Raw genomic sequence first — 15,031 nt, forward strand, 5'->3', positions numbered from 1 at the left:
TTTTAATGAACTTAAGCTAAACTCATCATCTCAGCAAAAGTTTGAATACGAGTTCTTGCTTGTTCATTATTCTGAGTTTGTTGGTCAATTTCAACATATAAAGTAGGTATTCCACTATCTTCTATATCTTTCTTAACTAAAGGATAATCGTATTCTTCTGGGTCACAGAATTTCATCATACAGAAGATAACACCATCTACATCTTTCTTTTTAACTTCATCTACTATAAGTGACCCACGTTTTTTCTTAGGGTCATAAGCTAATGAACAACCTTCTATGTTTGACCATTGTCTTGCTAATCTTTCTAATGCATCATCACCTGCAGGTACATCTGTTCTGAATTGTCTTGTTTCTTGAGCTAAATCATCAGCTACTACTGCTATATTATTGTCTTCTAAAATATCTAATATATCTTTAGAATCTGCTAATATACCTGTCAATAAAACTTTCTTTCCAGAACAGACTTCTTCTGGCATTGTGTTTAATTTTGCTATCAAATCTTTTACTAATTTAGTGTGTTCTTCTTTTCTCATAAAGAATCCACTTTTAATTACTAAGCTTCTTATTGATGGTTTTATAGTATTAGAATGTTTATAAGCTACTTCAACAAAGTCTCTCATAGTTTTTCTATGTTCATTGTAAATTTCTATACTTTCATGAATTTTTGCTTCTTCTATTTCATAACCACATATTTCTTCAAGTTCTCTTTTTACACCTTTGTATTCACTGATTAGGTATTTTACACCAGCTTCAAGTTTTCTGTTTTGTGGGTGTACTAATGATATATATTTTATGTGAGGTACTGCTGATTTCCAGTTTTGTCCTAAACAAATTAATGTGTCACACATACCTGGTATGATAACTCCAGATAATTCATCATATGCACCTTTTAATCCATACTCTAGACATGATTGCATTATTGAACATGCAAATGCAGGGAAATATTGTTTAGCTAAATCTAATTCTGTTTGTCCTCCCCATATACCAACTGGAAGCATTCCAGCTGCATGTATAATTTCTTCTGGGCAATAAACTGGGAAACAACCTATAGCTTTTTTACCAGTTGCATTTTTATATTCTTTTACAGCCTTATTTGGATTTTCAACTACTTCTTTCATTTTAGATAAAATAGCTTCCATTATATCTCACCTCTATTAAGTTTTTTTCTTTCTTCCATTACTTCAACTAAACCTTGAATTCTTGTTTCAAATTGAGCATTAGTAAAGGCTCTAGGGTCAGCTTGGTCACCATCAAATCCAGCATATGGTAATCCAGTTTCTTCAGCTGCTCTTCTTTGCATTTCATATTGTATTAAACTCATAAGTTTACAGCTTCTGTTCATATGATAGAATGCTCCATCACATTTACCCTCTACTAAAGAATCAACTCTATATTTTGTCATACGGTCTAAGTTTACATTGTTAAACATAGTACTGTATGCTACTGCCATTCCATCTAAATCATTAACTTCATATTGTAATGCCCAAGCATGTGGATAAACACTACCTGTCATATTAACTCCAAATTTAGCTAATGTTTTCATTTTATATCCAATATATGGCCAGCAAGGTATACCTTCCATCATTATTCTATACTTTTCTTCTCCTCTGAAAGAAGATTTTCCAGTTTTCATATTATCTTCTAACTCTTCTATAAGTAATTTAAATGCTTCTGTAGTTTCTTTTTTACCTCTAGCACAAACTATTACAGCCATATAAGTAAATAAATCAAATCCATTCATTGGTGAAGGAGAAGAATCTGCTGGTAAACTCATAGAATATTTCCATAGTCTTCCGTTCTCAGCTGATACTTTCATTACTTCTTCAAATTTCTTAGGGTCAAATTTCTTTCCTGATATAATTTCTAACTGTTTTATAGCCTCTTCAAATTGAGCTTTTATATAGTCTATTCTAGATTGAGTTACTTCATCTTCATTATTGAAAGTTGTATCAATCATTATTAAAGGTATATCTAATTCTCTTGAAATATTTTCATACCATTTTATAACTTGATTACATATATTATTACAGCAAAGTAGGAAATCTGGAGCTGGCATATCTAAAGCTTCACATCCACCATTTTCTAAAAGACCAAAGTTTGTTCTTGCATATGCACATAGGTCGATAGAATATCCTTTAGATTCAGCCATTTCACATAATTCTAAAGAACCTTTTTTAGCCGCTACCCCAGCTGCTTGATTTTCTGGATATAATACATTTAAGTCAAATACTTCTGCTAACTCTTGAGGAAATACTGATGTTGACCAACCTACAGGTCTTCCTTCTTCTTTAGCTTTAAATGCATTTGCATATTGTTCAGCTAATAAATCGTTTATTACTACTCTAGCTTCTTTTTTTTCAGACATTGTCATCCCTCTTTTTATATATTTTTCACTTCTTTTTGTGATTCTTTTGCTTCATCAAAAGCATATAATGCTGCTCCTAAAGCACCAGTTAATTGAGGTATATCAGGTACAATAATTTCTGTATTGATTTCTCTTGCCATAGCTCTTACAATTCCACTATTTCTGGCAACTCCACCAACCATTACTACGTTTCTTTGTACTCCTATTCTTTTTGCTAGGCTAGAAACTCTCTTTGCTACTGAAGTGTGAATACCTGCTACTATATCTTCAATTTTTGCATTTTCTGATAAGTGTGATATAACTTCAGATTCTGCAAACACTGTGCATGTACTACTTATTGATACTTCATTTTGAGAATTCATAGATATACTTCCGAGTTCAGATACATCAACCTCTATTATTTTTGCCATTACATCTAAAAATCTTCCTGTACCTGCAGCACATTTGTCATTCATAAGAAAGTTTAGTAATCTTCCATTCTTATCTAGCTTTAGTACTTTAGCATCTTGACCACCTATATCAATAATGGTTCTTGTTTCTGGAATTATGAAGTTTACTCCTCTAGCATGACAACTTAACTCACTTATCTGTTTGTCAGCATCAGAATATTTCATTCTCCCATATCCTGTAACTACTATTTTTTCAATGTCTTCTCTTCCAAGACCTGACTCACTGTATAATTTTTCCAAAACTCTTGATGGTCCAGTAGTCCCAGTACCAGAAGATATCGTAGCTGAAGCCACAATATCCTCTCCATCTTTTAAAATTACTCCCTTTGATGCAGTTGAACCTATATCTAATCCCATTGTATACATCTTTAGTATTCTCCTTTCCCAAAATCTAGAAATACTAATTAGTATCTTACAACTTTATCTTCTTTTAAGTTATTTATTTTTGATTCGTCATATCCTAAAGTTTTTAATACTTCTATAGTATGTTCCCCTACTTTTGGTGCTGGTGTATAATCTTTTATTCCTTCATTTCTAAACATAACTGGAGTATTAACTAAAACACCTGTATTTCCACTATCATATGTCTTCTTAAATAAGAAGTCATTTGCCCAAGCTTGTTCATCATCTAGTAAATCTTCACAGCTTTGGATTTTTTCAAATGGTAAGTCTGCTTCTTCTAATAAAACTGACCACTCATCTAATGTTTTTTCTAACATAGCTTCTCCAACTATCTTAACTAAATCTTCAATGTGATTAACCATTGAATCTATGTTGTTGTATCTATCATCTTCTAATATATATTCTCTATTTATAACCTTACAGAATTTGCCTAACCATTTATTGTATTGTATTAAAGCTAATTGAATCCATCTTCCATCTTTACATTTATATGTAGTCATTAATGGGCTGTTTGGATTTTCTCTTGATAAAGGCATTTCATTTCCATATTGTGCTGTTGTTATCATTGTTCCCATTCCATATATAGCTGTATGGAAAAGACTTACTGTTACTCTTTCACCTACACCAGTTTTTCCTTTTTTATGTAATGCTGCTAAACTTCCTGCTGCTAATGCTAGACCTGCATAGTGGTCACCAAATCCTGCTGCTGTATTTGCTGGAGATGTTCCTTTTTCCATTACAGATTGGCTAACTCCTCCTCTTGCAAAGTATGCAGTATAGTCAAATCCTGGTTTATCTTTTAAAGGTCCTTTTTCACCATATCCTAATATTTGAGCAAATATTAGTCCTGGATACTTATCTTTTATTTGGTCATAAGCTATACCCATTTTTTCTAATGCTTGAACTCTAACATTAGTTACAAATATGTCTGCTTCTGATATTAATTTATGTAATATTTCTATTCCTTCTTTTGATTTTATATTAATACTTACACCCTTCTTATTTCCATTTTCTAATTCAAACATAGGGTTTTCATCATCTGATGCTGGAGATTTAAATGTTCCACCCATAACTCTTATTCCATCACCTTCTATAGGCTCAACTTTAATAACATCTGCACCCCAGTCACCTAACATTTTTGCACAACATGGTGCTGCGATGAAACTTGAAAGTTCTACTACCTTAACTCCTTCTAAAAGCATAACGTTTTCCTCCTTAATAGTATCAATTATAAAAATTCAATTAAATCACATATAAAGTACTTTTTTCTGATATTAACTATTTGATGTCAAAGTTCCTAATCTTATTGAGATAACTTATAAAATTATTAAAAGTTATAAATGATTATTTTTTATATTTTTTATTGTCTTACACCTATATTGTTAAGCATTTATCGTGCCAACTTTATATTTAAGCAAAATATCGCTTGATTTGAATGTTTTTTAACAATATACAATTGCATTATTAATTTCATATCGTGGCATCATGCAACTCTCCATAGCATTTTGCCATTTTTTTTATGCCTTTAAAAGTTTTTTTTATATATTTTTTTATGAAAAAGCTTGACTTTTCAAAAAAAATTTTCATTGCTAAACTCAAAAACACATGCTATCATTGTAATTAATCAATTGATTAGTTAACTAATTTAAAACTTAGATAATTTTTTAATAATATTTAATCTAAAAAATAACAATTTCTTTGATAAATGTTTAGAGCAATTATTATCTTAAATAAAAAATAACTAAATATCAAAATAACACAGGGAAAACAATTTCAAAACTAAATTTTTAACCTTAAAAATTTTGTATAAAAATATAACCTTATATTGCTACATATTATTTCTAAATGAAAAATTACCATATAATTTAATAATTACAGGAGGGTATTGATATGAAAATACTAGTATTTGGAGCACGCGATTATGAAGAACCAGTAATAAAACAATGGTCTGAAGAACATAAGGATGTTCAAGTGGATATTTATCCTGAAAACATGACTGAAGAAAATGTAGTAAAAGCTAAAGGATATGATGGTATATCTATACAACAAACTAACTATATAGATAACCCTTATATTTATGAAACTTTAAAAGATGCTGGGGTTAAAGTTATAGCTTCAAGAACTGCAGGGATGGACATGATACATTTTGGTTTAGTTAATGAAAATGGACTTATTGTTACAAATGTTCCTTCTTATTCACCTAATGCAATAGCTGAATTAGCTGTTACTCAAGCTATGAACCTTTTAAGAAAGACTCCTTTAGTAAAGAAAAAAGTCTGTGAAGGTGACTATCGTTGGATAGCTGAACTTCTTGGAACAGAAGTTAGATCTATTACAGTTGGTGTTATAGGTACAGGAAAAATAGGTGCTACTTCTGCCAAATTATTCAAAGGCTTAGGAGCTAATGTAATTGCATTTGACCAATATCCAAATAAAGATTTAAATGATATATTAACTTATAAAGATTCTTTAGAAGACCTTCTTAAAGAAGCTGACCTTATAACATTACATACTCCTTTACTTGAAGGAACAAAACATATGATAAATAAAGATACTTTAGCTATAATGAAGGATGGCGCTTACATAGTAAATACTGGTCGTGGTGGTTTAATTAAGACAGGGGACTTAATAGAAGCACTAGAAGCTGGAAAAATAAGAGCTGCTGCCCTTGATACATTTGAAACTGAAGGATTATTCTTAAATAAAAAAATGAACCCAGGTGAATTAACTGACCCAGAAATCAACAAACTTCTTTCTATGGAGCAAGTTATATTTACTCATCACCTTGGATTCTTCACTAGTACAGCGATAGAAAATATAGTTTATTCTAGTTTAAGTAGTGCTGTAGATGTTATAAGCACAGGAACTGCTGCTAATAGAGTAAATTAGTATTTTATAAATATATTTTTTCATTAATTAGCTATTATCTAACAAAATAGCCTTTAATTTCCCAAATATAAGAGAGTCTATTCAATATACATTGAGTATGACTCTCTTATATTATTTTTCTTATTTTATATTATTTGTATACACCTACTATTTGTTATATTTTATATCAAATTTACAACAACCTTTCTAATTATCCTATTAAATTATCCTAATTACAATCTACTTTTCCATCAAAAGACTTTGAATGGGTACAATTCACTTTTTACCAGAAAAATACCAAACAAACTATGAAAATTGTATGATTAATATTAATATATTTATAAGAAAACATTACAAGAATACTAGTTTGGGATTTTTGAGGAGGGATTATATTGGAAAAAATGAATAAAGCTACTTCTAAAAAGACGACCTGCATCGTCACTTCAGCGCTATTTGCGTCTATAATATGTTTGACAATAGCTTATATATTACATATTCCAGTTGGTGGAAACAATGGATATGTTCATATAGGAGATGCCTTTATTTATCTAGCTGCAACTATTTTACCAACAAACTATGCTATAGCAGCCTCTGCAATAGGCGCTGGTCTAGCTGATTTATCTACAGGAGCTGCAATATGGGTAATACCAACTATAATTATAAAGCCAATACTCGTATTATTTTTCACTTCTAAAAGTGACAAGATAATAAATAAACGAAATATAATTGCTTCATTTGTAGCAGGCATAGTAGGTCTAGTTTTATATATGTTTGCTGAGGGAATAATTATTGGAAGCTTTACAAGTGCTTTTGTAATGAGTTTACTTGGTTTGTTACAGCCAATAGGAAGCTTTATTGTGTTTGTACTTCTAGGGATAGCACTTGATAAACTTGATTTTAAAAGACGTTATTTTAACTAAAAACTTAAATTTATGGAGGGAAAATTATGAATATCTTATATACAATTGAAAACAGTATCTATGTAAATATAACTAATACATGTCCATGTAGCTGTGTGTTTTGCATAAGAAATGAAAAAGATGAAGTAGCAAATAGTGGTAGCTTATGGTTAGAACACGAACCAAGTATTAATGAAGTAAAAGAAGCCTTTGACAAATATAATTTAGATGAATATGATGAAATTGTATTTTGTGGATATGGTGAACCACTAATGAGAATAAATGAATTAATAGAAGTTGCTAAATTTGTAAAAGGGAAAAGTAATATCAAAACAAGAATAAATACAAATGGTCTAAGTGATTTAATACACAATAAAAAAACTGCTATTATGTTAAAAGATGTGATAGATGCAGTATCAATAAGTCTTAATGCTCCAAATAAAGAAGCTTATAATAGAGTTACTCAACCAAAGTTTGGAGAAAAATCATTTGACTACATGTTAGATTTTGCAAAAGATTGCAAAGAATATATAAAAGAAGTTGCCTTTTCAGTAGTAGATGAAATATCTCCAGAGGAAATAGAAGAATCTAAACAATTAGCAAAAGAACTTGATATACCACTTAGAGTTAGACATAAAAACTAACAATTATAAATTAGTATTTAAAACCTTAATACAAAGTTGACATATGAAAATAGTTAACTATAGGTGGGTCTTTAAAATAACGTAATAAAATATTATCTATTTAGTTAATGTTTTATTACTTTTAATACCTTTCTTGATAACAGAATCATTCTTTGCTATAACCCACATGTAAGTCAGAAGAAATATGACTATGTCTAACAAGGCCAGAAAACTTTTTAAGAAAATACATAAAAAAGAGAAAAAATATAAAGTAGTGAATTAGAGAAAAAACTTGATAATATTTCCTTTCCCTATGATGGTATGGAAATTATAGTCTGAAGCATTGAATAATAAGCACAATGAAAAGTCAGAAAATATTAATATATAGTTTGTCTAAAGTCTGAGCTGGTGCAAATTCTCTGCACCAGCTACAACATGTTTTACCCCATCATGTTTCTGTTTATCTAGCCCTTTATAGACTTCCATCATCTCTCTGATTTATCAATTAAAGCAATAACAACCATCCACCAATTAATATAAGAATTGAACCTGGTATTTTCTCCTTGATATTTTCTTTAAATATAAAGTGAGCAAGTATTAAGGTTATTATCATAGAAACTTGAGAAAATGGTTCTGCTATACTGAGTTCTAAATTATTTAAAGCAATTAATAATGCTAGATAAGAATATCCATTAATAGCACCACTTAAAATTGAAAGTCCCTTCTTATTACTAAATATTTCATAGATTACTCTTTGTTTCTTTTTAAATGCTAAAAAGACAAATAGATTTAATCCAACAAAAAAGTAAAGTATCGTTGAATATAGTATAGGAGATACTTGAACATAAAATGCCTTATCTAATACCCTTCCTACTGATTGAAAAAATATGTACAAAAACATCAATCTACATGGTAGATTATTTAGAATGGCAGATGCATTTTTTAATAAAGAACTTACATTTTTTAATATAAATACTCCACCTATCATAATTATAATTCCTGCAACTTTTGCTAAACTAAAACTTTCGCCTAAAAATACAACTGATAAAAGCAATAGAAATAGTGAGTTTAAACTGTTTATTGGAGTTACAAGTGAAACTTCACCAGTTGCTAGAGATGTTACATATGCTACTGACCCAATCGAATAAACTAAGCTACTTATATAGCATGGTATTAAAAAGGACCAATCTCCAACCTTACTCATTATACTAAATGGTAGTAAACATACTCCACCTATAAAGAAAAATAAAAATGATGAAGCTATATTTTTATAAATATCGCCTTCTTCATCACCTAATAATCTTACAACTACTCTTTCAAAGGCTAACAGCACTACTCTAATTAATAGTGCAAAATAAGATATTATCATTTTTGACCTCACTTAAAAATTAATCTGAATTACTGAATATACTTACTAAATCTCATTATTATAAATCAAATCTACCATATAGGCAAATCTTTTGGGTTTTTCAATATCTTATGTTTAAACACAGGTACCTTAAGCTTTTCCCCTAACTTACGACATTGTTCTTTATAAGTCCCCTTTAATTTATCATGAAAAACTATACCATCAATTCCACCATCAATACTGTCTACACACTTTTCTAATTTTTCAAATCCATCTTCATTATCATACATTCCACTTACAATCCATTGATTTGGTAATACATGCCCAATTGATATATTGTATTCTCCATTTTTTATAATGTCTGAAAAAGAATTTTCAAAGTGAACTCCTCCTACACACAGTAAAGTTTTTATAGGCTCATCACTATCAAATACTCTAATTAGAGACTTCGATAATACTTGTATTGCTGTCTTATTATTAAAACTATTACTATTACTTCCTATCTCAATATCTAACATAGGTACAGAATATTCTGTAATTAATTTAGCTACTTCACCATATGTAGTTCCAGACCAGTGAGTTGCTTCTGTTAATGTAGTGAATTCATCAAGGGAGTTTTCATTTTTTATATCTTCAATTGCATTAATTAAGTTTCTAAAATATTTTGGATTTGAATTTCCAAACTCGCCTGTTGGTACATCTCCAATAGTATGAGCGGTTAGAATATTTTCTGGAGCATGCTCTCCTTCATGCCAATTCACAACTCCTGCAAAATCAAAATCTTTGAAATACTTATTTAAAATTGGCAGATAATATTTATAATCATGACTTATTACATTTTCCGTTTTTACAAACTGGAATAGGTTATTGTTTTTATCTATAAATTCTAATACAAAGTTATCATCAACAATAATATCAGTCTGCTTTAAATCCATTACTTCCTCACAACAGTTAATTACATTTTTAGCCACTGGGTCTTTATCTAAATTATTACAAAAGAAGAAAACTGCTTTTTTGTTATTCATCTATAAATCACACTCCTATTATTTAAATATTATATACTCTCCTACTTAAAATCATCTAAATATTACTATATACTCCATTCAATTATTATACATAATATACTACCATACTTATTTTAGCTACACATCTACCTGAGTTTCTATATACATGTGATACATCAGCTTTAAATCTTATAGAATTACCACTAGATACAATATAATCCTCTCCATTTATTTTAATAGTTATTTCACCACTAAAAACTGTAATAAACTCTTGAGTTCCTGGAAGTTCCGCATTTGAATCCAACGTTCCACCCTCTTCTATCTCAATCATAAATATTTCAAATCTTCTCTTGGAATCAAATGGAAATATCGGATAACTTACATATTTTCCATCATCTTCAATAAAATGGTCTACATCCTTTTTATCAACCAATTCTATCTCACTTTCTTGTCTTTCCATCAATGATGTAAATGATATTTTTAATCCATTCGTTATTTTCTTGATAGTAGATATAGTTGGATTCACTTCACATTTTTCAATTTGAGACAACATACTCTTACTTACTCCACTAAGTTGAGAAATTTTATCTAAGCTAAGATGTTTTTCTTTCCTTATCTTTTTTAAGTTTTCAGCAATTATTTCATTTAAATTCTGCATAAATTCACCTCGACTATACTTATACAATCATAAGCATATTTAATTATTTTATCTAAAGACAGTAACTTATTTTAAAACATTCTAGACAATATACTGTACATTATGTTTAATATATAATACTTTTTTAAGAATGTAAATACTATTCTAAAGTTTTCTTTAAAAATAAGCAAATAAAAAAGCTAGAAGTCTATGTTTTTACAAGACTACTAGCTTTTGCTATCATAAAATTGTATTTTAACTATAAAACTTAGATGCTCCTATCAGTTGTCTTTTGGAAACAATCTTAGCTAGATTGGCTAATGAAGATATTTTTATATCCTTAAAAGAAACTAAAAATACAAACTTAAAATCAGTGAATTCTTGATTTATATTATATATATCAAAATAGCATCTCAAATTATCAAATAGGTAATTTTCTTGCAAATCTGCTTCTATTTCATCAGTAGCATCTTTTAAATATGCTCTTACATCTTCAAATAAGACATTGAAATAAGACTCATCTATTTCCTCACCCAATTCTTCTAATATTTCTTCTATATCTAAATCATCCATATCAAAAGAATTTCCTGTCAATTGACAATCAAACACCAATATATTCTCCTGATTTATAGTATTTGATATATCTTGTACATATTCAAAGTCTGGACGTAATTCTAAAATGTCTTTTATCTCACTACTCTTTACATGAATTTTTCCTTTTCTGTTTTCTAGTTTTAAATCTATCATATGCTCCCCCTTTCAAATTATAAGTCTTTTAATTACTTTCTTCTATAATCTTTTTAATATCTATCCAGTTATTAACTCTAATTATGTTTTGATGTTCAATATCTTTATTATAGTTAGTATCTAAAAGTATTACTTTAACACCTGCATCAGCCAATTGGACTGAGTTTAAAGGGTTATCTTCTATAAATATATCACAACTCAGTTCTCTTGCCTTTTCAACTTTATAATCACTTCCTAATAAGTAAACATCTATATCTAAAATTCCTTGTCTAATTAACCAGTTTTTAGTTACATCAGTTAAACACTCATGTCTAGCTGTTACAAAAGATAAATTATGCCCCTTAGATAATTCCTCTATTACTTCAATAGCTCCTTCTACAATTTCTGCTTCATCATATGAATGTACATACTTATCATTAAATTCTGCATATACATCCCTTATTCCTGAACCATATAATTCTTCCCAATTGTGAGTTATACACTCTGACTCTGTAATGTTTTTATTGAATATATCATTTAGGTATGGAAGAAAATGATAAGGGCTAGTTATTGTTCCATCTATATCAATACATATATTTAATTTGTTCATTTTTACCTCCATGTAACATTTATTGATTTTATTAATCAAATATTATAGCACAGCTTTAATTATAAATCAAAATCATATATATGACTATACCTATATAATACCAAAAAGCTTGCATATTTAAGCAAGCTTTTTGTAAATTTTACATTTTCAACTAATATATAAGTTTTTCTAAAGTTGGTTCTACTCCAAATTGTGTTTTTAGTTCTCTATATTCATTTAATGCTTTTTCATTATTTGTTTTAGTTTTTATTGCTCTTATCATTAAATTTTTTGGTGTATCTAATGGGGATATGTATTCTACCACAGAAGTATCGTATCCATTTCCTTCTAGCAATAACGTTCTTAAACCATCAGTTATTAAGTCTGCAAATCTAGCTTTAAATACTCCATGTTTTAATATTGGTTCCATAGCTCCATATTTATATTGTCCTAATAACTCCTTATGACAGCATGGTACTACTACTATAGCTTCTGATTTTGCTCTAATTCCTAATCCTATAGCCATATCTGTTGCTGTATCACAAGCATGTAAGCTTATTACAAGGTCAACATCTCTATTAGGTGTATAATTAGTTAAATCCTCTTTTATAAATGACATATTTTTATAGCCTAAGTTTTTAGCCATCTTCTTTGACGCTTCTATAACTACATCTGAATAATCTATTCCTATAAAATAACAGTTTTTCTTTAATACTTCTTTTATATAGAAATTTAGTACAAAACTTAGATATGATTTACCACAAGCACAATCTAATATTGTTATACAGTCTTTGTCTTTTATTTCTTTTAAAATATTGTCTATAAGCTCCACAAAGTGGTCTATTTGATTATACTTTCTTATTTTATCATTTTTTATTTTACCATCTTTTGTAAGTACTCCAATTTCTTTTAAAAGTGCATTTGCTTGTCCTACTTTTACATAGTACTCTCTGTTTTTTATTTGAGATGCTGTAAATTCATCTATTTTCGGTACTTCTTCTTTATTATCTAGATACTTTACATTTACTTTTTTATTGTCTCCTTCTATTACGACAATAGTACCTCTTTCAATATATCTAAATACTAGCCCATCATAATTTTCCGCTTCTTTAGATATATTTTTTAACAATTCACTAAATGTATGTAACTCTGACTTGCCTTTAAAATTAAATTTGTACTTACCTTCTTCTTCCATTGCAATTCCTTTAAATTCTTTTCTTCCTGATTTAAAAACTACTTCTAATTCAATAAAAAAATCTTCATTTTCAAGGTTTCTCTGAGTAATCCCCATAAAAAACATATTTAGTTTTCCTATACTCTGCTTATTCATACTAATCTCCCTTTTAACTTATCTCTTTAACTCTTAATCAATAGTATTTGACCCATCTATTTCTTCATTTAAATCATTCAATCTATTTTTAAAACTTTCTATCTGCTTATCTGATAAATCAAGATACTCAGTTATCTTGCCTATATATTTAGGACTTTTAGTATTTATTAATTTTAAGGCACTATCCATGGACTTTTGTCTAAGTTCATACGCCTTTTTTACATCATCTCTAGCACTACTTAATACCTTGGTATATTCATCCTTAGAAAGTTCTGGGATTTGCATATTCTCATATTCTTCTATAACTTCTTTACACTTATTTCTAGCATTTGTAACATCTTTTTTTATACTAGATAATTTAGTTATATTTTTTGCAATATCCTTAGTATAAGGTATACATTCTCTCATTGGTACTAAAGCTACTCTTTCTATATTATAAATTTCTTTCTTGAAAATTCCTATACTTTCTAGGTCTATTTTTTTTATATCTTCACTATCATTTTCTTTACTTGTATAAGTATCTTTGTTTTCTCCAGTATTTACTTGTTTTTCTGATTCACTATTTGTTGAAGTATTTCTTTCTAAATCATTATTCTTTGTTACATCTTTTTGATTTTCTTCTTTATTATTTTCTGTACTTTGTGTATTTTTCTCTTGCTTATTATCTACTTTTTTGTTGTTTGATTCTTTGCTATTTTTTTTATCTTGTTTTAAATCATCTTCTTCTTTTTCATTAAAATTTGATACATATTTCTCATCATATGTCTCATCAGAAATATAATTATGATAATACATAGATTCTTTTATCTTATTAAGTCCACTCATATAGATGTTACTTATCATTATTGTTGTAGCTAATACTACATAAATACTACTGTAGATACAAGACCTCTTAAAATTCTTGTAATTTCTGAATATCACTATCAAAGGAATAAGATATAAAAATATAAAAACTAATATCCACCTCATAAATCGTGTCTCCTTTCTCAAAACCGAAATCCCTCAAATATTTATTTTTAATCATGTATCTTATAGTATTTACCAATTTATGTTTTTTAATCGTGAACTTTTATTAAATTAAATTCTGTATAATCACAAGATGCTAATATATATTCAACTCCATTTCGAATTCCTTTTAGACCCATTTTAAAAGACTCTTTACCATGCAAGTGACCATAAATCACCTTTTCAACATTATATTCTTCAAATAATTTTGTAAATAAAGACTCCTCTAATCTATCATTTGTAGGAGGATAATGAGTGATTACTATTATTTTGGAATAACCTTTTTTACGGGCAGACTCTAATGACAGCCTTAATCTATTTTCTTCTCTTCTATAAACTTTTTCATCAGTCTCATCAAATTTAACATCATTGGGACATATCCAACCTCTACCTCCACAAATTGCATACTCTCTATATTCATAGAAATTTGTTTGAATAAAACGCATATTTTCATATAGCTTATTCAAACTTGTAACTGTTGTCCACCAATAGTCATGATTTCCCTTTATAAGTATTTTTTTACCTGGAAGTTCATTTATTATATCTAAGTCTTTTTTAGCTTCTGATAAATTAATTCCCCAAGATGTATCTCCTAATACTAATACTACATCTTCTTCTGTAACAACCTCTTTCCAATTATCTATAATCTTTTTTTCATGACCATCCCAATTACTGCCAAAGATATTCATTGGCTTATTTACTGATGTTGAAAAATGTAAATCACCTATTGCATATAAACTCATAACATCATTCCTTCCTTGATTAAACTAAATAGGCTGTCTCTTC

15 protein-coding genes are annotated in these 15,031 nt (G+C 28.6%); 3 read left to right on the top strand and 12 right to left on the bottom strand.

Annotated features, from left to right (window positions below):
- Positions 1-11: 11 nt before the first annotated feature.
- From hadC to hadA, 4 genes are read right to left on the bottom strand one after another with little or no spacing between them, the layout of a single operon-like run.
- Entirely contained in the window at positions 12-1,139 is a 1,128-nt protein-coding gene (gene hadC, locus IC214_RS06600) for a (R)-2-hydroxyisocaproyl-CoA dehydratase subunit beta (RefSeq protein WP_227435455.1), read from the bottom strand.
- Positions 1,139-2,365 (bottom strand): (R)-2-hydroxyisocaproyl-CoA dehydratase subunit HadB, encoded by a 1,227-nt coding sequence (hadB, locus tag IC214_RS06605; RefSeq protein WP_169468259.1) that lies wholly within the window; start codon positions 2,363-2,365, stop codon positions 1,139-1,141. The genes hadC and hadB overlap by 1 nt, the downstream gene beginning before the upstream one ends.
- 14 nt (positions 2,366-2,379) lie before the next feature.
- Positions 2,380-3,180 carry a 2-hydroxyisocaproyl-CoA dehydratase activator HadI gene (gene hadI, locus IC214_RS06610; protein ID WP_227435457.1) on the bottom strand — a complete coding sequence of 267 codons (801 nt, stop codon included), beginning with the start codon at positions 3,178-3,180 and terminating at the stop codon, positions 2,380-2,382.
- Positions 3,181-3,218: 38 nt separating this feature from the next.
- A complete protein-coding gene (hadA, locus tag IC214_RS06615) occupies positions 3,219-4,418 on the bottom strand; it encodes an isocaprenoyl-CoA:2-hydroxyisocaproate CoA-transferase HadA (protein WP_227435459.1) in 1,200 nt (399 codons plus the stop codon).
- Positions 4,419-5,106: 688 nt separating this feature from the next.
- Between hadA and IC214_RS06620 the strand changes: the two genes are divergently transcribed.
- From IC214_RS06620 to IC214_RS06630, 3 genes are all read left to right on the top strand, one after another.
- On the top strand, positions 5,107-6,105 hold the full coding sequence (locus IC214_RS06620) for a D-2-hydroxyacid dehydrogenase (RefSeq protein WP_227435461.1): 999 nt from the start codon (positions 5,107-5,109) through the stop codon (positions 6,103-6,105).
- Between the two features lie 371 nt (positions 6,106-6,476).
- Complete coding sequence (locus IC214_RS06625) at positions 6,477-7,004, top strand: TIGR04002 family protein (protein WP_227435465.1); 528 nt, start codon at positions 6,477-6,479, stop codon at positions 7,002-7,004.
- Between the two features lie 26 nt (positions 7,005-7,030).
- Positions 7,031-7,627: a TIGR04100 family radical SAM protein gene (locus tag IC214_RS06630; RefSeq protein ID WP_227435467.1), complete on the top strand. Its 597-nt coding sequence runs from the start codon at positions 7,031-7,033 to the stop codon at positions 7,625-7,627.
- A gap of 484 nt (positions 7,628-8,111) precedes the next feature.
- Here the strand turns inward: IC214_RS06630 and IC214_RS06635 are convergent, their stop codons facing one another.
- The 8 genes from IC214_RS06635 to IC214_RS06670 all read right to left on the bottom strand — a co-directional run bounded on the left by IC214_RS06635 (position 8,112) and on the right by IC214_RS06670 (position 14,988).
- Complete coding sequence (locus IC214_RS06635; RefSeq protein ID WP_227435468.1) at positions 8,112-8,975, bottom strand: EamA family transporter; 864 nt, start codon at positions 8,973-8,975, stop codon at positions 8,112-8,114.
- Between the two features lie 71 nt (positions 8,976-9,046).
- Complete coding sequence (locus IC214_RS06640; protein WP_227866411.1) at positions 9,047-9,979, bottom strand: D-aminoacyl-tRNA deacylase; 933 nt, start codon at positions 9,977-9,979, stop codon at positions 9,047-9,049.
- 85 nt (positions 9,980-10,064) lie between these two features.
- Entirely contained in the window at positions 10,065-10,616 is a 552-nt protein-coding gene (locus tag IC214_RS06645; protein ID WP_227866412.1) for a helix-turn-helix domain-containing protein, read from the bottom strand.
- A 234-nt stretch (positions 10,617-10,850) separates the two neighbouring features.
- Positions 10,851-11,342: a hypothetical protein gene (locus IC214_RS06650; RefSeq protein WP_054272357.1), complete on the bottom strand. Its 492-nt coding sequence runs from the start codon at positions 11,340-11,342 to the stop codon at positions 10,851-10,853.
- Positions 11,343-11,370: 28 nt separating this feature from the next.
- Positions 11,371-11,931 carry a 5' nucleotidase, NT5C type gene (locus IC214_RS06655; RefSeq protein WP_227435474.1) on the bottom strand — a complete coding sequence of 187 codons (561 nt, stop codon included), beginning with the start codon at positions 11,929-11,931 and terminating at the stop codon, positions 11,371-11,373.
- A gap of 151 nt (positions 11,932-12,082) precedes the next feature.
- A complete protein-coding gene (locus IC214_RS06660) occupies positions 12,083-13,240 on the bottom strand; it encodes a class I SAM-dependent methyltransferase (protein ID WP_227866413.1) in 1,158 nt (385 codons plus the stop codon).
- 33 nt (positions 13,241-13,273) lie between these two features.
- The gene (locus IC214_RS06665; RefSeq protein WP_227846161.1) at positions 13,274-14,209 is read right to left on the bottom strand and encodes an MSCRAMM family adhesin SdrC; all 936 of its coding nucleotides are present in this window, start codon (positions 14,207-14,209) and stop codon (positions 13,274-13,276) included.
- A gap of 86 nt (positions 14,210-14,295) precedes the next feature.
- A complete protein-coding gene (locus tag IC214_RS06670) occupies positions 14,296-14,988 on the bottom strand; it encodes a metallophosphoesterase (protein ID WP_227435481.1) in 693 nt (230 codons plus the stop codon).
- Between the last annotated feature and the right edge of the window lie 43 nt (positions 14,989-15,031).

Source organism: Clostridioides sp. ES-S-0190-01 (assembly GCF_020658275.1).
In the GTDB taxonomy this organism is placed as follows: Bacteria; Bacillota; Clostridia; order Peptostreptococcales; family Peptostreptococcaceae; genus Clostridioides.